The sequence below is a fragment of the Micrococcus sp. UYEF5 genome (assembly GCF_040546065.1).
Lineage (GTDB): Bacteria > Actinomycetota > Actinomycetes > Actinomycetales > Micrococcaceae > Micrococcus > Micrococcus luteus.
This window is the reverse complement of sequence record NZ_JBEPNB010000011.1, coordinates 1-17,777: the sequence shown is the minus strand read 5'-3', so window position 1 is coordinate 17,777 and position 17,777 is coordinate 1. Positions and strand designations below refer to the sequence as shown.

At 72.7% G+C, this 17,777-nt stretch carries 22 protein-coding genes and 2 pseudogenes; 11 read left to right on the top strand and 13 right to left on the bottom strand.

Going from position 1 to position 17,777, the window contains the following annotated elements; translation table 11 throughout:
- Positions 1 to 10 precede the first annotated feature (10 nt).
- The 3 genes from ABIB16_RS10060 (at position 11) to ABIB16_RS10050 (ending at position 1,801) form a co-directional block, all read left to right on the top strand.
- Positions 11 to 580 (top strand): P-loop NTPase family protein, encoded by a 570-nt coding sequence (locus ABIB16_RS10060; protein WP_134377370.1) that lies wholly within the window; start codon positions 11 to 13, stop codon positions 578 to 580.
- A 124-nt stretch (positions 581 to 704) separates the two neighbouring features.
- Complete coding sequence (locus ABIB16_RS10055) at positions 705 to 1,145, top strand: hypothetical protein (protein WP_098094167.1); 441 nt, start codon at positions 705 to 707, stop codon at positions 1,143 to 1,145.
- 140 nt (positions 1,146 to 1,285) lie between these two features.
- Positions 1,286 to 1,801, top strand: coding sequence for a GNAT family N-acetyltransferase (locus ABIB16_RS10050; protein WP_049145708.1), 516 nt, complete (start codon positions 1,286 to 1,288; stop codon positions 1,799 to 1,801).
- 52 nt (positions 1,802 to 1,853) lie between these two features.
- Here ABIB16_RS10050 and ABIB16_RS10045 read toward each other — a convergent pair whose 3' ends face one another.
- The 8 genes and pseudogenes from ABIB16_RS10045 to ABIB16_RS10010 all read right to left on the bottom strand — a co-directional run bounded on the left by ABIB16_RS10045 (position 1,854) and on the right by ABIB16_RS10010 (position 6,476).
- Positions 1,854 to 2,405, bottom strand: coding sequence for a hypothetical protein (locus ABIB16_RS10045; protein WP_233437092.1), 552 nt, complete (start codon positions 2,403 to 2,405; stop codon positions 1,854 to 1,856).
- Positions 2,402 to 2,974, bottom strand: a complete 573-nt coding sequence (locus ABIB16_RS10040; RefSeq protein ID WP_167754990.1) for a DUF2812 domain-containing protein — start codon at positions 2,972 to 2,974, stop codon at positions 2,402 to 2,404. Before ABIB16_RS10040 ends, ABIB16_RS10045 begins: the two co-directional genes overlap by 4 nt.
- Positions 2,975 to 3,035: 61 nt before the next feature.
- The gene (locus ABIB16_RS10035; RefSeq protein ID WP_158184041.1) at positions 3,036 to 3,215 is read right to left on the bottom strand and encodes a hypothetical protein; all 180 of its coding nucleotides are present in this window, start codon (positions 3,213 to 3,215) and stop codon (positions 3,036 to 3,038) included.
- Positions 3,216 to 3,336: 121 nt separating this feature from the next.
- Entirely contained in the window at positions 3,337 to 3,498 is a 162-nt protein-coding gene (locus tag ABIB16_RS10030) for a hypothetical protein (protein ID WP_153239435.1), read from the bottom strand.
- Positions 3,499 to 3,784: 286 nt separating this feature from the next.
- Positions 3,785 to 3,919 (bottom strand): annotated as a pseudogene (locus tag ABIB16_RS10025) (GNAT family N-acetyltransferase); the annotation flags it as partial.
- A gap of 47 nt (positions 3,920 to 3,966) precedes the next feature.
- Positions 3,967 to 4,380: a VOC family protein gene (locus tag ABIB16_RS10020; protein WP_159833567.1), complete on the bottom strand. Its 414-nt coding sequence runs from the start codon at positions 4,378 to 4,380 to the stop codon at positions 3,967 to 3,969.
- 45 nt (positions 4,381 to 4,425) lie between these two features.
- Entirely contained in the window at positions 4,426 to 5,751 is a 1,326-nt protein-coding gene (locus ABIB16_RS10015) for an MFS transporter (protein ID WP_248087389.1), read from the bottom strand.
- Positions 5,748 to 6,476, bottom strand: a complete 729-nt coding sequence (locus tag ABIB16_RS10010) for a class I SAM-dependent methyltransferase (protein WP_049145691.1) — start codon at positions 6,474 to 6,476, stop codon at positions 5,748 to 5,750. The genes ABIB16_RS10015 and ABIB16_RS10010 overlap by 4 nt, the downstream gene beginning before the upstream one ends.
- A 295-nt stretch (positions 6,477 to 6,771) precedes the next feature.
- On the opposite strand from ABIB16_RS10010, the gene ABIB16_RS10005 reads away from it, so the two are divergent.
- The 7 genes from ABIB16_RS10005 (at position 6,772) to ABIB16_RS09975 (ending at position 13,216) form a co-directional block, all read left to right on the top strand.
- Positions 6,772 to 8,121, top strand: a complete 1,350-nt coding sequence (locus ABIB16_RS10005; RefSeq protein WP_354436257.1) for an O-acetylhomoserine aminocarboxypropyltransferase/cysteine synthase family protein — start codon at positions 6,772 to 6,774, stop codon at positions 8,119 to 8,121.
- 1 nt (position 8,122) lies between these two features.
- The gene (locus ABIB16_RS10000) at positions 8,123 to 9,433 is read left to right on the top strand and encodes a cystathionine gamma-synthase (protein ID WP_049145684.1); all 1,311 of its coding nucleotides are present in this window, start codon (positions 8,123 to 8,125) and stop codon (positions 9,431 to 9,433) included.
- Positions 9,430 to 10,476, top strand: coding sequence for a DUF1852 domain-containing protein (locus ABIB16_RS09995; RefSeq protein WP_049145680.1), 1,047 nt, complete (start codon positions 9,430 to 9,432; stop codon positions 10,474 to 10,476). The genes ABIB16_RS10000 and ABIB16_RS09995 overlap by 4 nt, the downstream gene beginning before the upstream one ends.
- Positions 10,473 to 11,504, top strand: a complete 1,032-nt coding sequence (locus ABIB16_RS09990) for a methionine synthase (RefSeq protein WP_087113555.1) — start codon at positions 10,473 to 10,475, stop codon at positions 11,502 to 11,504. The genes ABIB16_RS09995 and ABIB16_RS09990 overlap by 4 nt, the downstream gene beginning before the upstream one ends.
- A 196-nt stretch (positions 11,505 to 11,700) precedes the next feature.
- Positions 11,701 to 12,042, top strand: coding sequence for a luciferase domain-containing protein (locus tag ABIB16_RS09985; protein ID WP_036314941.1), 342 nt, complete (start codon positions 11,701 to 11,703; stop codon positions 12,040 to 12,042).
- 74 nt (positions 12,043 to 12,116) lie between these two features.
- Positions 12,117 to 12,629 carry a helix-turn-helix domain-containing protein gene (locus ABIB16_RS09980; RefSeq protein ID WP_036314943.1) on the top strand — a complete coding sequence of 171 codons (513 nt, stop codon included), beginning with the start codon at positions 12,117 to 12,119 and terminating at the stop codon, positions 12,627 to 12,629.
- Entirely contained in the window at positions 12,629 to 13,216 is a 588-nt protein-coding gene (locus ABIB16_RS09975) for a PIN domain-containing protein (protein ID WP_036314945.1), read from the top strand. Before ABIB16_RS09980 ends, ABIB16_RS09975 begins: the two co-directional genes overlap by 1 nt.
- A 33-nt stretch (positions 13,217 to 13,249) precedes the next feature.
- On the opposite strand, the gene lysE is transcribed toward ABIB16_RS09975, so the two are convergent.
- Positions 13,250 to 13,864: an L-lysine exporter gene (gene lysE, locus ABIB16_RS09970; RefSeq protein WP_060973796.1), complete on the bottom strand. Its 615-nt coding sequence runs from the start codon at positions 13,862 to 13,864 to the stop codon at positions 13,250 to 13,252.
- Between the two features lie 71 nt (positions 13,865 to 13,935).
- Between lysE and ABIB16_RS09965 the strand changes: the two genes are divergently transcribed.
- Positions 13,936 to 14,811, top strand: coding sequence for an ArgP/LysG family DNA-binding transcriptional regulator (locus ABIB16_RS09965; RefSeq protein ID WP_271438057.1), 876 nt, complete (start codon positions 13,936 to 13,938; stop codon positions 14,809 to 14,811).
- Between the two features lie 24 nt (positions 14,812 to 14,835).
- Here ABIB16_RS09965 and ABIB16_RS09960 read toward each other — a convergent pair whose 3' ends face one another.
- The 4 genes and pseudogenes from ABIB16_RS09960 to ABIB16_RS09945 form a co-directional block, all read right to left on the bottom strand.
- The gene (locus ABIB16_RS09960; RefSeq protein ID WP_049145667.1) at positions 14,836 to 15,906 is read right to left on the bottom strand and encodes a GNAT family N-acetyltransferase; all 1,071 of its coding nucleotides are present in this window, start codon (positions 15,904 to 15,906) and stop codon (positions 14,836 to 14,838) included.
- A 476-nt stretch (positions 15,907 to 16,382) separates the two neighbouring features.
- On the bottom strand, positions 16,383 to 16,751 hold the full coding sequence (locus ABIB16_RS09955) for a hypothetical protein (protein ID WP_044659264.1): 369 nt from the start codon (positions 16,749 to 16,751) through the stop codon (positions 16,383 to 16,385).
- Positions 16,748 to 17,131: a TetR/AcrR family transcriptional regulator gene (locus tag ABIB16_RS09950; RefSeq protein ID WP_044659263.1), complete on the bottom strand. Its 384-nt coding sequence runs from the start codon at positions 17,129 to 17,131 to the stop codon at positions 16,748 to 16,750. The genes ABIB16_RS09955 and ABIB16_RS09950 overlap by 4 nt, the downstream gene beginning before the upstream one ends.
- Before the next feature lie 400 nt (positions 17,132 to 17,531).
- A pseudogene (locus ABIB16_RS09945) lies at positions 17,532 to 17,777 on the bottom strand (hypothetical protein); the annotation flags it as partial.

Below are 17,777 nucleotides of genomic sequence, written 5' to 3'. Positions count from 1 at the left end.
GCCTCCTCCCATGCCCTCCGCCTCGATCGACCACGTGCGGCAGGCCCGCCGCGTCCTGTTCCACGGGGTCACGGGGGCCGGGAAGTCCACCGCGGCCGTGCGGCTCGGCGCTGTGCTCGGCCTGCCGGTCACCCTCGTGGACGAGGAGTTCGGCTGGCTGCCGGGCTGGGTCCCGCGGCCGGAGGCCGAGCAGACCGCCCTGGCGGACTCGGTCACGGCGGGGGAGGCCTGGGTGCTGGACTCCGCCTACGGCTTCTACCGGCCGATGGTCATGAAGCGGACCGACGTCGTCATCGCCCTGGACTACTCGCGGGCCCGGACCTTCGCGCGCCTGGTGCGGCGCACGATCCGCCGGGTGGTGGGGCAGGGGGAGATGTGCAACGGCAACCGCGAGTCCTGGCGTCGGGTGCTCGGGGAGGAGTCGATCCTGCGCTGGCACGCCGCCACGTTCGACCGCAAGCGGGCATGGGCCCGGGAGCGGGAGGCCGCGGCGGAGGGGGCGCCGGTGCTGCGCCTGAGCACGCCGCGGCAGTGGGAGTGGGTGCTGGCCCGGCTGGAGGGCAGGCGGCAGGCTCCCTGAAGCACGCTGCTCCTCCGGACCTCACGTCGTGCTCAGGACCGCGTCCTCAGGACACGGTCCTGAGCAGAAGGGGAGGTCCTGCGGCCGCCTCGCCCTTCGTCCCGCGCTCTGACAGGGTGGGGCCATGGACGGGATGGAGCGGGAGAAGGTCTGGCACGTGCGGATCGCCGTCGCGGCGGCGCTCGTGGGATGCGCCGGCGTCGTGTCCGGACTGCGGCACGAGCTGGGGCTGGGATGGGCGGTCGGGCTGCTGACGGCGTGCCTCCTGGGCGTGGTCCTCGCCCTGCGCGACGTGCACCACCGGGTGGACCAGGAGGAGGCGGGGCGTCAGGTGTTCTACGCCGGCCGGGGGAGTACGGCGTGGTTCGCGGTGGTGATGGTGGGGGTCGCGATCGTGCCGGGCATGGTGATCCCCCTGCTCGCGGACGGGGCCGCCACGGCGCTGGGTGTGGGACTCTTCGCCGCCGTGCTGACCGCGGCGGCACACGGCGTGCTCGCGGCCACCACCACCGGGGAGCCTCAGCCCGAACCGGTCCCGGTGCCGTTGCGCCGCGAGGACGGCTGAGAATCCGCTGCGGAAGTGACCCTTCTGAGGGCGGTGGCGGTCGCCAGAAGGGTCAGTTCCGCAGTGGATTCGGCGACGCCGGAGCACTCAGGAGCACGTCGGGCGCCGGGCGTCGGACGCTCCCGTGGCACCATCGGCTCATGCCCGAGCGCCCCGCCCCCACGCCGCCCGCCGCCACACCCGGCCCCGCCCCTGCCGTCCATGCCGCGGGCTTCGACGAGCTCGACCGGACGACGGCCTACCGCCTCTGGCAGCTGCGGTCGCTGGTGTTCGTCGTCGAGCAGGACTGCCCCTACCTGGACCTGGACGGCCGCGACCTCGAGCCGGCCACCGTCCACCTGTGGGTCGAGGACGAGGCGGGCACGCCCGTCGCCACGCTGCGGCTGCTGGACGACGGCGACGTCGCCCGCATCGGCCGCGTCGTCACCCACCCCGACGCGCGGGGCCGGGCCCTGGCCGGGGCGCTGCTGGACGAGGCGGTCGCCCGGATCGGCGGGCGGCCGAGCGTGCTGGACGCCCAGGCCCACCTGGCGCACTGGTACGCCCGCTGGGGCTACGCGCCGGACGGGCCGGAGTTCCTCGAGGACGGCATCCCGCACGTGCCGATGCGGCGGGCGGGGGCGGGTGCGACGGACGGGCGTCGCGCGCACACCTGAGAATCGACTGCGGAAGTGACCCTTCTGGGGGTGTCAGCGGGCGTCAGAGGGGTCACTTCTGCAGTCGATTCCGGACGTCGCCGCTCGACGTCGCCTGGGTCACCGTCGCCTGCAGCTCCGCGGCCGTCTCTGGATCCGGGGTCACCACAGTGAACCGCTGTCCGTCGTGGGTGGCGAGGACCAGCCCGGCGGGGCCGCCGAGGTCCAGGCGCACGCCGCGGCGGGAGCGGGCCCGCCCCGTCACCGGCCAGTTGATGTAGGCGACGCCCGGGCCGACGTCGTCCTGGACCTCCACCGTGGCCAGTGAGTCCAGGGGCAGCTCGCGGGAGTACAGCGGGGCCCGGAGGCGGAGTACGCCGGCGGCGGGGTCCGCCGCGAGCTCGATGCGGGCGCGCAGGAACGCCACCTGGCTCAGCCACACGACCAGCCCGAGGCTCACCGCGGCGATCACGAGGATGCCCGCCGACCGTAGGGCCTGATCCAGCACGAGCAAGAGGACCAAGGGGAGCGCCGTGACGAACACCAACGCCCACCCCAGCACCGCGTAGCCGGGCGGCGGCTCGACGACGGCGGTGCGCGCCGCCTCGGCCGGCGCGGTGGTCATCGGCGCCGGTCCGGGTCCGACGGGGGCTTCAGCCCGAACCGGACGATGTGGAACGCCAGACCCAGCAGCAAGAGCCCCCAGCCGATGAGTCCTCGCCATTCGAGGTCCGTGAAGGAGAGGACGTAGAGGCCCGCGACGGTGGCGAGCACCGCCGCAAGAGGCCAATCGGCGGCCGCCATCGCCAGCACCACCAGGAGCACGGCGGCGATCGTCACTGCGGTGTACCGCAGGAACAGGGCGCGGTTGCCGAGCGCCTCCTCGAGTCGTGACTCCGTGCCGGTGTGGACGGGGGTGGTACCGGGGGCGGCCTTGAGGAGGCGGATGTGGCCGTAGGTGAGCGCGGGCGTCCAGCCGGCGGCCCGGAAGAGATCGAAGTGGTGGTCGTCGGGGTCGGTCTCGTAGGACATGTCGAAGACGACGTCCTCGGGCTCGGCGTCCTCGAAGCGCCAGCCGTGGGCGGCCAGGGAGAACCCGGTCAGCCGCTGGCCGCGGCGGGCCGTGTCTTCGAACCTCGCGAGGTCCTTCTCCGGGGTGAAGGCCGGCCCACTGCTCATGCGTGTGGTGCTCATGTCGTCTCCATGATCTGGTCGGCCATCGCCAGGATTCCGCGCCGGCGCTCGATGTCGCTCATCAGGACGCCGCGTCCCCGGGGGTGAGGCGATGGACGCGTCGGGCGTCGTCGCCGTCGAACTCCTCGATGAACCCGGCATCCCTGAGCTTCTTCAACGTGGTGTGGAGATGCGGATCATCGGGGTCCCGCCACTCCCCGAGAATCATTGAGGGATATATCTCTGAGTGACACTCAGTCATCGACTGCCGGTGGGTGCAAGGGGATGGGGCATCGGATGCCGACCTTGACGCCCCCCCGGGCGCGACGACGCCCCGGATGCGCGCGGCACCCGGGGCGTCGTCGGTGGGACGAGGTGGTCGGTCAGTGGCCGTAGCCGCCCTCGTCGTTCTCCTCGGTCTCCTTCTCGGACTGCTCGGCCTTGGCCGCGAGGCCGTCGACCTCGGCGGGCGCCTGCTGCGCGGCCTGGTCCTGGTCGCCGGGGGCGTCGGAGTTCTTCGTCTCGGGGATCTGCTGATCAGCCATGGGTGCCCTCCTCAGGCGTGGTGGGAGGGGCGCCGGGTGAGCGCCCCCTGTCCGACGGCGCCCGGGGTGGGGTGGGCCGACGTCGTCGCAAGTCAACCAAGGGTCAGGCCGACACGCCCACCCCTGGCCCTCCTGCCGGAGGCCCCCGGGTCAGTCCTTGCCGGGCAGCAGGTCGCGGGCGGTCTCGGCGGCGCGCTGGAGCAGGGAGTCGTCCCCGCCGCCGGCCCAGGAGGGGTCGTGGGGCATCGGGCCCATCGGATCGGCCGCGTCCGGGTCGGGTCCACCGCTGCACCTCGTTGCGCGACTTGGCTCGCGGGTAGTAGCGCATGACCTCCGCGTCTCCGAGGAGCCGGCACATGTCGTCGAGGTCAGCGTCGGTCATGCACCGGAACGTGAGTCGATCGGTGGGTTGCGGGATCACCCGACGACCTTACCGACGGCACTGAGCCGTGCCGCGGTCTGCCGCGCTCACCCCACGAAGACGCAGAAGGGGTGGCCGGCCGGGTCCGCGAACACGTACAGGGGCTCGTCCTCGTCGTCGGAGCGGTCCTGGACGAGGCGCCCGCCCAGGCGCAGGGCGTGGCCGTGGGCCGCGTCGAGGGAATCGCGGTCCGGCACGGTGAAATCCAGGTGCAGCTGCATCGGCACCTCGGGTGACGGCCACGTGCTGGGCTTCAGTTCCTCGGTGCGCTGGAATGTCAGGACGCGGCGGCCGTCGTCGTCCAGCAGCACGAGCCAGTCCGCGCTGTCCGGCTCGCGGCCGTCCGCGAGCTCGTCGCCCGCGCGGTAGTGGAGGCCGAGGAGCTCGCGGTAGAACTCCGCGACGGAACGGATGTCGACGGCGTCGACGACCGGCTGCTGGAGCACGGGGCGGCTGACCATGGCCACACATTAAGCGACCTCGGCGTCCGCGTCAGCGTCTCGGCCTCAGTCGACGTCGTCGCGCCCCGCATCCACCCACCGCGCGGCCGGCACGACGGCGGCCAGCGAGACCACCGCCAGGACCTGCCACCCCGCGAGCGCCCAGCCGACCCCGAGCGTCGCCCCGAGCGCACCTCCCGCGAGGGTCGCCAGCGGCACGGAGCCCCGGGTGAGGGTGCGGCGCATCGCGGTGACCCGCCCGAGCGTGCCCTCGGGGCAGGCGCGGGCGGTCACGGCGGCCTGGGTGATGTTCCCGAGCAGGACCATGAACCCCCAGAGGGCCGCGCCGGCCAGCAGCCACGGCCCGGCATGAGCGCGGTCGACGTAGGCCAGCAGGTGCAGCCCCACGGCCACGGCGCAGCCGACCGAGCCGAGGAGGATGCACCGGCGCTCGCCCAGGCGGTCGATGGCCCGGCCCGCCAGGGACGAGGCCGCCAGTGCCCCGACCGCGCCCGCGGTGATCTGGACGCCCAGGAACTCCGGCCCGAGCCGCAGGTCGGTCAGGATCCAGACCGCCTCGACCGGGGCGAAGAGGGCCATGCCCACATTGGCGGCCACCGACCCCATCGTCAGCAGCCACAGGACCGGGGTGCGCCGCAGGACCGCCCACCCCTCCGCGGCGTCCTTCCCGAACCGGGCCCAGCGAGACAGGACGTCCGCGACGCCGGGGGCCCCGTCGTCGTCCGGGACGTCCGCCGCGGCGGAGGGCTGCAGCCGTACCCGGAGTGCGACGATCGCCGCCGCGAAGAGGAACGCCGTCGCGATGCCGAGCACGGGTCCCGCGCCCAGCGACCCGACGAGGACGCCCGCCGCGGCGGGCACGATCAACACGAGGGCGGCGTCGGCGGACTCGAGCCGCGCCGTCAGGCGGGCGACGGCGGTGGCCGGCACGACGCGCGGCACGAGCGCGGTCTGGGTGGTCTCGGCCAGCACCGTGAGCACGCCCAGCAGGGCCATGACGGCGGCGAGGTGGCCGAACGTGAGCGCGTCGAACGCCCACGCCACGACGAGCGAGCCGAGCACCGCCGCCTTGGCGAGGCCGGTGGCCGCGAGCAGCTGCGGGCTGAGGTGCCGGTCCACCACGATGCCGATGGGCACGCCGAGCAGGAGGAATCCCAACCCGGAGAGCGTCATCAGCACGCCCATGCCGTCGGCGCCCACGCCGAGCAGGAGCACCGCCAGGACGTCCAGGGCGACGTCCGAGGCGGACCGGCCACCCGCGTCGAGGGCGTTGGAGGCGACCAGCCACCGCGCCCGTCCTTCCGGCGGCGGGGGCGTCTCAGCGTCAGGGGTGCGGGGGGCAGGCGTCTGACGACGCGGGTCCGTGCTCACCGCCACACGTGGAGCAGGTAGCCGTAGCTCAGTGACGTCGCTGCGGGGTGCTCGGCGAGCCACGCGTCGGCGACCCCTCGCTCGAACTCCAGCCGCAGGACGGCCTCGAGGTCGGCGCGGGAGTCGAAGGTCCACGAGCTCATGACCTCACGGGTCTCGGCCCCGACGCCGGCCCACCACTCGCGGGCGTACGTGTCCTGGCCCTGCGCCGCGGCGTTCGTGCTCGCCCGCAGCAGCTCGGCGAACTGGCCGCGCTCGGTGTCGTTGTCGATCACCACGAGCGCGCCGCCGGGCCGCAGCACCCGGGTGACCTCGTCCAGGCCGGGTCGGACGTCCCAGCGCGGGTGCGGGAAGAAGTACGCGAACCGGGCATGCACGACGTCGACGCTCGCCTCCGGCAGCGGGATCTGCTCGGCCGAGCCGTACAGCACGCGCGCCCCGCCGGGGCGGGCGCGAGCGGCCCCCAGCAGGCGCACGTCCGGCTCGACGGCGATCGTCTCGGCCGCGTCGGCGTAGCGGGGCAGCCAGAAGCCGGTGCCCGCACCGAGGTCGAGCAGCGTCCGCCCGGCCCAAGGCGCCGCCTCCTGCAGCGCCGCCCAGAGGGCGCCCTCACGGTCCATGGCCGCGTTCTCGATCTCGTACAGCGCCGGGTCCACGCCCTGGTTGCCCGAGGGGCGGAAGTCGGGCAGGCCCGTGGCCGGTCCGCCCGGTGTGCTCTGTGTCATGCCTGGGAGTCTGACACACCCCCCCTCCACGCCGGTCCGTCACACGGGTCTGCCTCGGCCCGCCGCGCCCCGGAGAGGCTCCGGCCGGTCCTGGATGGCGCGGTGGCGGCTCATATGACGCGCGAGCCGGCCGCCCGCTGGACTCGCGGCGGCCCACCGCGTGGGATGGGCTCACCACCCATCCAGAGCGGCCGAGAGATCTGGCTCGACGACGCCGCAGCAACCCGCCCGCCGGACCCGGACCCCCGGGAACGGCAGGCCCGGTGCTACCGCCAGGACCGATGGAGGAGAGCAGATGCCCCGTCACGCCACACAGCAAGTCCACGCCGGCTACGAGCCCGCCGCACCCCACCGGCCGGTCGTCCCGCCCATCCACCAGACCACGGCGTTCCGTTTCCCGGACCACGCCACAGCGGCATCGATGTTCCGGCTCGAGACCCCCGGCTTCACCTACAGCCGCACGGGCAACCCGACCGTCGCGGTGTTCGAGAACCGCCTCGCCGCGCTGGAGGGCGGCATCGGCGCGATCGCCACGGCCACCGGCCAGGCCGCCGTCGCGCTGTCCCTGCTGGCGCTGCTGCAGGGCGGCAAGCACCTGGTCGCCTCCAGCCAGCTCTACGGCGGCACCGTCGACCTGCTGACGGACACGTTCGCGGACTTCGGCATCGAGGTCACCTTCGCGGACCCGGTGGACCCGCCCGCGTGGGCCGCTGCGGTCCGGCCCGACACCCGCGCGTTCTTCCTCGAGGCCATCACCAACCCGCTCGCCACCCTCCCGGACCTGCCCGCGCTCGCGGACCTCGCCCACGCGGCCGGTGTGCCGGTGGTGGTGGACAGCACCCTCGCGACGCCGGCCCTCTACCGGCCGCTGGAGCACGGCGCCGACGTCGTCGTGCACTCGGCCACCAAGTTCCTCGGCGGACACGGCGCGGTGCTCGGCGGCGCGACCGTGGACGGCGGCACGTTCGACTACGGCGCGGCGCCGGACCGGTGGCCGCAGCTGGCCCGGCCCAAGGCCCGCTACGGCGGGCAGACGCTGGTCGAGCGGCACGGCCGTGGCGCCTACCTGACGCTGGCCCGCAGCAAGTTCCTGCACGACCTCGGCCCCACCCTCGCCCCCGCGAGCGCGGCGCAGTTCATCCAGGGGCTCGAGACGCTCGACCTGCGCGTGGCCCGCCACACCGCCACCGCGCTGGCCGTGGCCCAACACCTGGCCGGGCACCCCGCGGTCGCGCGGGTGCACCACCCCGGTGTGGCCGGGCATCCCAGCGCGGCGCTGGCCGCCCGCGACTTCCCGGACGGCGTCGGCTCGGTGTTCTCCTTCGACCTGGCCTGCGGCCCCGAGGCCGTGGCCCCGTTCCTCGACGCGCTCGAGCTGTTTCAGCTGGTGGTCAACGTCGGCGACGCCCGGTCCCTCGTCTCCCACCCGGCGACCATGACGCACTGTCGCCTGACGCGGCAGCAGCGCGAGGCCGCCGGGATCGCCGAGACCACCGTCCGGCTCTCCATCGGGCTGGAGTGTCCCGACGACCTGATCGCGGACCTGGACCGTGCCCTGGCCGTGGTGACCGCCGCCGGGCCGGCCGTCCCTGCCACCACGCCCGCCGTCCCCGAGACCGCCGCCGTCACCCAGGAGGTGCGCTGAGATGACCGCCGTCCACCACACCACCCGCTCCGTCTCCCGTCCCGCCGTCCGCGGCTTCACCACCACCGCCGTGCACGCCGGGCAGGAGCCCGACCCGCTGACCGGCGCCGTGGTGCCGCCGATCTACCAGACCAGCACCTTCGTGCAGGACGGCATCAACGTGCTGCGCGCCGGGCATGAGTACAGCCGCGGCTCCAACCCGACCCGGAACGGCTTCGAGACCCAGCTCGCCGCCCTCGAGCACGGCGACCGGGCGTTCGCGTTCGCCTCCGGGCTCGCCGCCGAGGACGCCCTCCTGCGGGCCGTGCTGCGCCCCGGCGACCACATCGTGCTGGGCGGCGACGGCTACGGCGGCACCCACCGCCTCATCACCACCGTCCTCGAGCCGTGGGGCGTGTCCAACACCCCCGTGGACATCACCGACCCGACAGCGGTCGCCGCGGCCGTCCGTCCCGGCCGCACCGCGCTGCTGTGGGTGGAGACGCCGTCCAACCCGCTGCTCGGCATCGCGGACCTGGCCGCCTGGGCGCAGATCGCCCACGACGCCGGCGCGCTGCTGGTCGTGGACAACACGTTCGCCTCGCCCTACCTCCAGCGGCCCCTCGACCTCGGCGCGGACGTCGTGGTGCACTCCACCACCAAGTACATCGGCGGGCACTCGGACGTGCTCGGCGGCGCCGTGGTGGTGGCCGACCGCGAGTTCCGCGGCCGGGCGCTGGCCGAGGCCGTGGCCTACCAGCAGTTCGCCGCCGGCGCGGTCGCCGGCCCGCAGGACTCCTACCTCGCCGCCCGCGGCCTCAAGACGCTCGGCCTGCGCATGGACCGGCACGGCGCCAACGCCGCCGCGCTCGCGGGCTGGCTGCAGGGCCGCCCCGAGGTCGCCCAGGTCTTCTACCCCGGGCTGCCCGACCACCCGGGCCACGAGCTCGCCGCGCGGCAGATGGACGGCTTCGGCGGCATCGTCTCCATCCGGTTGGCCGGGGGAGAGGCCGCGGCCCGCGCCTTCGCCGAGGCCACCGAGCTGTTCGCGCTCTCGGTCAGCCTCGGCGGGGTCGAATCGCTGCTCTGCTACTCCTCCGAGATGACCCACGCCTCCGTGCGGGGCACGCCCCTGGCCGTCCCCACGGACCTGGTCCGGCTCTCCGTCGGCATCGAGGACGTGGCCGACCTGCAGGCGGACCTCGAGGCCGGCCTCGAATGTGCCGCACGCGTCGCCGCCGGCTGCGGGGCGCCGTCGTCGTCCGCGGTGCCCCGTCCCGCACCCGCCCACCACCGCACCACCCACGCCCGCACCCCGGAGAGGACCCGATGAGCCACGCCACCCTTGTCCCGAGCACCGTGCCCACCCGCGTGGACGACCTGACGTTCAGCATCCACACCACGCCGTTCGACGAGGACTACACGCCCGCCGCCAGCACGCGCGCCACCACGAACTTCGCGAACCTCGCCCGCGGTGCGGACCGGCGGGAGAACCTGCGCGCCGCCCTGGCCATGATCGACGGGCGCCTCAACGACCTCGCCCCCTGGGACAACCCGGAGCGGGACCGCTACACGGCACGGATCGAGATCGTCTCGATCGACGTGCACTTCACCGCCGACGACGGCGCGGATGTCGACTTCCCGCTCATGGAGATGCTCGACGTGCGGGTGGTCGAGCGTGCGACGGGCGCTGTGCTCGGCCGCAGTGTGGGGAACAACTTCTCCTCCTACGTCCGCGACCACGACTTCTCCGTGGTGCTGCCCGCGCACGCGGCGACGTCGCCGGGGACCGAGGAGCCCGACGGCTTCGGCGACCTGCACGGGCGGCTGTTCCGGCACCTGCTCGACTCGCAGGCGTACCGGGAGCGGTTCCCGCAGCCGCCCGTGATCTGCATCAGCGTGTCCACGAGCCGCACCTACCGGCGGCTGACGAACGAGCACCCGGTGCTCGGGGTCGAGTACCGCCAGGACGAGCCCTCCCGCACGGACCGCTACTTCGGCCGGATGGGCCTGGGGATCCGGTGCTTCCTGCCGCGCGGGGCCGTGGCGCCGCTGGCGTTCTACTCGCGGGGCGACCTGCTCAACGACCACGCGAACCTCTCCCTGGCCGGGCTGATCGCCACCATGGAGACCTTCCAGCGGATCTACCGGCCGGAGATCTACAACGCGAACGCCGGGGCCGGCGAGGTCTACCGGCCGCGCCTGGACCACGGCGACTTCTCGCAGACCCGGATCGCCTACGACCGCGAGGAGCGGGCCCGCCTCGGCCGGGAGCAGGGGGAGTACACGCAGGAGCACTTCGTGGGCCCGCACCGCGACCTGCTGGAGCGCTGGGCCGCCGCCCACGCCGCACGAGACACCGAGGAGACCCGATGACCACCCTGATCCCCACCGCCCTCGTCGGCAGCCTGCCGAAGCCCGGCTGGCTCGCCGAGGAGGAGACGCTCTGGTCGCCCTGGAAGCTCGAGGGGGAGCAGCTGCGCGAGGGCCAGCTCGACGCGCTCGCCCTCGCCGTGGCCGATCAGGAGCGTGCGGGCATCGACATCGTCTGCGACGGCGAGCAGACCCGCCAGCACTTCGTCACCACGTTCATCGAGCACCTCGGCGGTGTGGACTTCGACCGGCGGGAGACGGTGCGGATCCGCGACCGGTACGACGCGAGTGTGCCGACCGTCGTCGGGGAGGTGGGCCGGCCGGCGCCGGTGTTCGTGGACGACGCGAAGGCTCTGCGCGCCCGGACGGACCGGCCCATCAAGTGGACCCTGCCCGGGCCGATGACCATGATCGACACCCTCGCCGACCGCCACTACGGCAGCCGCGAGAAGCTCGCGTGGGAGTTCGCGCGCATCCTCAACGAGGAGGCGCGGGAGCTGGCGGCGGTGGGCGTCGACGTCGTGCAGTTCGACGAGCCCGCGTTCAACGTGTTCTTCGACGACGTCCGCGACTGGGGCGTGGCGACGCTCGAGCGTGCGGCCGAGGGCCTGACGTGTGAGACGGCCGTGCACATCTGTTACGGCTACGGGATCAAGGCGAACAACGACTGGAAGGCCACGCTCGGGGAGGAGTGGCGCCAGTACGAGACGTCGTTCCCGCTGCTGCGCGAGTCCACGATCGACACGATCGCCCTGGAGCGGCACCACTCCCGGGTGCCGGCGGAGCTCATCGGCCTGCTGCGCGGCAAGAAGGTGATGGTCGGCGCGATCGACGTGGCGAGCGACGAGATCGAGACGCCCGAGGAGGTCGCGGCGACCCTCCGGGAGACCCTCGAGTTCGTGGACGCGGACAAGCTGATCGCGAGCACCAACTGCGGCATGGCGCCGCTGGCTCGCTCCGTGGCGCGGGACAAGACCGCCGCGCTCGTGGCCGGCGCGCGGATCCTCCGGGAGGAGCTGGGCGGGGAGTGAGGGGGGCCTGATGGCCTTGCCTGGCCGGCGGGGCCCCGTCAGGATCGTCTGCATGGATCCTGATGCGAGCCCCCGTGTCCGGCTCACCGCTGACGATCCCCGGCCGGGCAGTCGTCCCGCGACGTCGACCGAGGGGCCCCACCGACAGCTTGATCAGCGATCATCGCCGGAGCTGTGGGGCCGTCTGGTCGCTGCGGTGTTCGCCCTCGACGGCGTCGAGGAGGGCCACAGCACCGTCTCGCCAGCAACGTCGCGCGCCCTCCACCTGACAGGCCGGCCGGAGGAGCGCACCCCGGAGGTCAACCTCTCACCAGGCCGGCGCTGGGAGCCGGTGCACCTGCATGGGGTGGACGACACGTCAGTGCACCTCGTCCTGGCGCCCGAGCGCGGCGTCCGTCTGGCCGAGCTCGGATGGCTCGAACCGCATGGCTACGCGGACTTCGGCACGGAGTGGATGCTCTACGGTCCGCGGGACGAGGCAGAGCTGGCCGTCGTCGTCGGGATCATCGAGGAGTCGCTCGCCTACGCGCGCGGTTGACGCAGCGCCCGGGGCGGGGGAGCGGAGGCGGGAGGAAACTGCGAATTTTTCGTTTTCGCGGGTAGTCTTGTTCCATGACTGCGACGGTGAATGACAAGCACACGGTGCTGCCGCCGACGGACCTCGAGGAGATGCTCGACGTCGGCAGGTTCCTCGACGGCCTGACGCAGCCGGCCGCCCTGGTCGGCCCTGATGGGCAGAAGGTCCCCCTGCCGCCAGAGGCTTTCAACGTCCTGCGGGACGTCGTCGAGGCGATGCGGGTGGGCAAGGCCATCACGGTGGCACCCGTCGACCAGCTGCTCACGACACAGGAGGCGGCGAACTTCCTCGGCATCAGTCGTCCCACGCTGGTGAGGCTGCTCGAGGAGGGCGCGTTGCCGTACGAGAGGACGACCGGTGGTCGGCACCGACGCATCCGGCTCCAAGACGTCGTGTCCTATCAGCAGCGGAAGCGCGGGGAGCGGCGTGCCTCGCTGAGCGACCTCGTAGGGGAGGCCTCGTCTGCGGGGCTCTACGACCAGAAGGCGGAGTCCTACCGCGAGGCGTTGCGTCAGGCTCGCGCCGACCTCCGGGGTGAGCGCGGGTAGTGGCGCGCTTCAGCGCGGTGCTCGACGCGTGCGTCCTCGTGCCCATCGCCCAAGCGGACACCTTGCTGCATCTGGCCGAGGCGGGCCTCTATCGGCCGGTATGGAGCGGGCGGATCCTCGACGAGACGGTGCGCGCACTGGAAGCGATGCATCCAGACATGCGTGCGTCGGGGGCGGCGCGTCACCGTGCCGGGGTCATGGACGCCGCCTTCGACGACGCGCGGGTCGAGGGGTGGGAGCAGCTCGTGCCCGGGATCGATCTTCCGGACCCCGATGATCGGCATGTGGTCGCCGCCGCGATCCAGGGACGTGCTGACCTGATCGTCACGGCGAATCTGAAGGACTTCCCGCGGGAGGTCGTTGAGTCCTTCGACATCGAGGTGCAGAGTCCGGATGAGTTTTTCATGAACCAGCTCGACCTGGACCCGGCTCGAGTGATGACGGCCCTCGCAGCCCAAGCGGGCGCGACACGGAATCCTCCGTTGACCGTCAGGGACGTCCTTGAGCGGCTGGTGCCGTGCGGTGCACCCCTGTTCGCGGAGGCCGCACGAGCCCAGCTCTGGCGGGTCGACGTTGAGCGACCTTGATTCAGCCCGACGCCAGAACCGGCGTCTGTCGGCTCACCCCCACACGCCGGAACCGGCGATGAGCCGGACCGCGAGCACCGCCATGACCACCGCGATCACCACGTCCACCACGCGCCACGCCTTCGGGTCGGCGAGCACCCGGGCCAGCAGGCGCGCGCCGTAGCCGAGCGCGGTGAACCACAGGACCGAGGCGGCGACGGCGCCGGCGGCGAAGACCCACCGCGCGTCGGGACCGTGCTGGTTGGCGAGGCTGCCCAGCAGGACCACGGTGTCCAGGTAGACGTGCGGGTTGAGCCAGGTCAGCGCGAGCGTGGTGGCGACGACCGAACCCGCGGTGCGCGGCGCCTGTTCGGCCACGAGCCCCTGCGGGCGCAGCGCGGCACGCAGGGAGGAGACCGCGAACCAGAGCAGGTACAGGGCGCCGCCCCAGCGCAGCACCTCGAGCAGCCACGGCACGGCCTGCACGAGCGCGCCCACCCCGGCGGTTCCGGCCAGGATCAGCACGGCGTCCGAGGCCATGCACACCAGCACGACGGCGCCCACATGCTCCCGGCGCACGCCCTGGCGGAGCACGAAGGCGTTCTGGGCGCCGATGGCGACGATGAGGGCGAGTCCGGTGAGCAGGCCGGTGCCGGCGAGGGTCCACATGGGTGAGGACGCTAGAGCCCGGCCGGGCCTGAGCCAAACGAAGAGAACTGCAGGTGCCTAAGCTCTGCTTCATGAACCTGGATCAGCTGCAGGCGCTGCGTGCGATCGCCGACGAGGGCTCGTTCGAAGCGGCCGCGTACGAGCTCGGCGTCAGCGCCTCCGCGGTCAGCCAGCGCATCCGCGCCCTGGAGCGGGAGGTGGGCCAGGTGCTGCTCCGGCGCGGCACACCCTGCGAGCCGACCGAGGCCGGCATCGGCCTGGTGCGCGTGGCCCGGCACATGCGGGTGCTCGAACAGGAGGCGTGGGCCGGGCTGGGCCGCACGGCGGCCGGGCGCAGCGTCACCTCCCTGGCCGTGCCCGCCGACGTGCTGGGCACGTGGTTCGGGCCCGTCCTGGCGGAGGCCGCCGACTGGGAGGACACGGTCCTCGACCTGCACGTCGAGGACCAGGACCACAGCGCCCGGCTGCTGCGCCGGGGCGAGGTGCTGGCCGCCGTCACCACGGAGCCGCAGCCGGTGCAGGGGTGCGCGGCGGAGCCGCTGGGGAGCATGCGCTACGTCCCACTCGCCTCGCCCGCCCTGCTCGCCCGGCATGCGGCGGACGACGTCGTCGACCTCGGCGCGATGCCCATGATGCGCTACAACGCGAAGGACGACCTGCAGCGCCTCGCGCTGAGCGGCGCCGGGCTGGACATCGCCCCGCCCACGCACCTGGCGCCGTCGTTCGACGGGTTCCACCGGTCCGTCCGGGCCGGCCTGGGGTGGGGGATGCTCGTGGACGCCCAGGCCGTCGAGGACGTGCGCGCCGGCCGGCTGGTCCGCGTGCCCGGGCTCGACGACGTCCTCGTGCCCCTGTACTGGCAGGCGGCCACACTGCCCGTGACGCGCCTGGTGCGGCTCACGCGGGCGGTGCGGGAGGCGGCCCAGCGGACGCTCGAACGGGGGTGAGGCGGCGCCGCGGGTCGCGGGCCGTCAGCGACGTCGCAGGGGTGCCGGCGCCTCCATGGACGCCTCGACCAGCACGGGCCGGAAGCCCAGCGCCTCGTTGACGTCGAGCATGTGCCGGTTCTCCTCGGCGTTCCACGTGATGATCGCGCGGGCCTCGGGCAGCGCGTCGCGCACGGCGATGAGGTTCGCCGCCTTCACGCGCATGCCGAGGCGGTGGCCGCGGTGCTCGGGCAGCACGATGGTGTCCCACTGGTCGATGAGACCGTCCGGGCGCGAGCGGGGCGCCACCAGCTCGCTCAGGGCGACGATCCGACCGGTGGCACGGTGCCGCGCCACCGCGCGGAAGAGCCGCCCGGTCGTGAGGATCTGCTCGTCCATGCGACGCACGCGGGCAGCGTCCCAGACCTGCTCCACCACGGTGCGTTCCCCGGAGGGCACGTCCGTGGCCATGCGGGCCTTGAGGACGGCGAGGTCGTCCTGCAGGGACGCGTCGGCCGCGCCCTCCCAGGCGTGGAGCTCGTAGTCCGGCGAGACGCGTTCGGCCTCGGCCAGGGCGACGGCGGGGTCGATCCCCGGATCGGCGAAGTCATACCGGCTCACCCGCTCGATCTGGGCGAGCGCGAAGCCGTAGGACTGGGCGAGACGCACACCCGGATGTTCGGCGGGCACCGCGCCGGCGCCGTTGGGCGGGGTGAGCGTCCGTTGCCCGGCCACCGGCCGCGGCGTCAGCGGCCAGGTCTCGAAACGGGTGAGGCCGGCGGTGTCCTGGACGAGCCGCTCGGCCAGTGCGCGGCCGTGGCCGCGTCCGCGGTGCCGCGGGTGGACGTAGACGTTGAGGGCGGCCGCGTCAGGGTCGTCGACGTGGTTGATCAGGACGCGGGCGTAGCCGACCGCATCGCCGTCGACGTACGCCAGGTAGCGGCGCTGCGTGTGGTCGGTCTCGGCGGCGGCCTGGATGAGCGCATCCGTGGGGGTCTCATCCCACTCGGTCGTGCCGATCAGCTCGTGGTTGTACTCGTCGCCGAGCTGGCAGTAGGCCCGCCAGCGGGGGTCGTCCGGCGAGGCGGGCAGGGGGAATTCGATGATGTCAGGCATGCGGTGACTGCTTTCTGCAGAAAGGGGTGGGCGCAGAGGCACCCGTCGAGCCGTGCTCGAGACGGGCGCGTGGGGAGGCCGGTGGTGGGTCGTCGGACCCCCGGGGTCACTGCTGCTGCATCATGGGGTGAACTGTGTCACGACGCGGATCGGTGGGCAAGGGCTTTTGCCGGAGAGATGCAGGCAGATTCCACCTGATGCGCGGGGAACTCTTCGCATGTCGGGCGGGATCCGGTCGGCGTGAAAACTGGGTGTCCAGGTGGGCGCCCCCGCGGGCCCCAGGGATCGCCCGAAACGTACGGGCGGCTGCCGCTCTAGCGGGTTGGTTGTGGCGAGCCGTGTGGCGGGCGGACAGGGCCGGAGGGGGCGCACACGGCGCATGGCGGGGCCCCTCGTCACAAACGACCGATTGTGCCGCCTGGGCGAGCTTGCCGGACGGGCGGGGCGATCCGTCGGCGCCCCGATTCTCTGATGGTTTAGCTCTGGGCGGGTTCGATCGCCCCGTTGACGAGCCGCACGACCTCGTGGGGGTCCTCGACCGTGACCATCACGCGCTCGTACTCCTCCTCCGGGCTCAGGGTGAAGACGACGACCTTCTCGTAGCCTGAGATGTTCCAGAACTGCTTGTTCCCGCCAGCGTGGAAGGTGCCGGAGAGCTTGTTCGGCAGACCCAGTCCGGGGCCACGCCACCCCTTGGGCTCGTTGCGCAGGTCTGGATCGTAGGTCGCGCCCAGGACGTGCTCCAGGGGGAACTGCAGCTTGCCAGTGAAGGACCACAGCTTGTCTAGGCCGGTGGGCTCAATGGTCAGGGTGCCATCCTTGATGGTGACCGTGTTGTTGCTCATGAGGTGCTCCTTTTCTGCGGGGTCGAGATGCCGGCTCGGGTGAACAGGCGCTCGGCGAGGACGGCGGGGGTGATGTGGAAGCGGGCGAGGACGGCGGCGACCTTCTGCTGTATGCGCTCATCGGACGGAGCAAGATCGGTCAGCGCCACCAGGCAGAGGTCCAGTCGGGTGGCGGGGTCGACTTCTGGCTCGCATACGTGGTCGAGGGCGCGCAGGAACAGGCCTTGCTTGCTGCCGAAGACGCCGTAGAGGCTGCTGCGGTTCACGCCCGTGGCCCGCACGAGGTCCTCGACGGAGGTGGCGTGGAACCCGCGGTTGCAGAAGACGTCTACCGCCGCGGCAATGGCGGTCGCTTCGTTGAACTCTCTGGGCCTGGGCATGGTTACAGAATGATCGTTCCAGAACGATCAGTCAAGACCGGAATGGCCTAGGGGGAGTTGGGTGCCAGCTGCGGGTCGGTTTCCAGCGGAGCGGGCCCCGCGTGGGAGCTGTCTGGCGAGGGTTGTGGCGAGGATTCAGTCCGCCCCACACGACCGTTTGCGCCCTTAGTCCGAACACGGAGAGTGGCTGGGCAGATGCGTCACGGGAGTTTTCGCCGAGGGGCCTCCCGGCGTGCGTCTGATGCGACACTGGCCGCATGAATATCGCTTGGACCAGACGGCCTAGGTGTTGTGGGTCATGAGGTTCTTGACATGGGTACCGGGCTGAGATGAGACGAGTGGGCCTCTCCCGCAGGATGGAAGTTCCGGGCGTGTCAACTTGTCTGTGTAAGCGGGGTGGTCACAGGTAGGGGTTGATCCGGTCGGGGTAGGCCGCGGCGAGCTGGGCGAGGGCCTGCTTCCAGTTCGTGACGGCCTGGCCTTCGACGAGCCGGCCCTGGGCTTTGCGCTGGCCGGCGGGTTTGCCCCGGTCCCGAGCGCGTTCGGCGGCGCGAGTTGAGTCCCGCATAGTGGTGTAGCGCCCGGTGGTCGGGCACGTCGTTCCAGACGTGGACGCGGCCACCGTGTGATCCTTCGAGTCAACCTC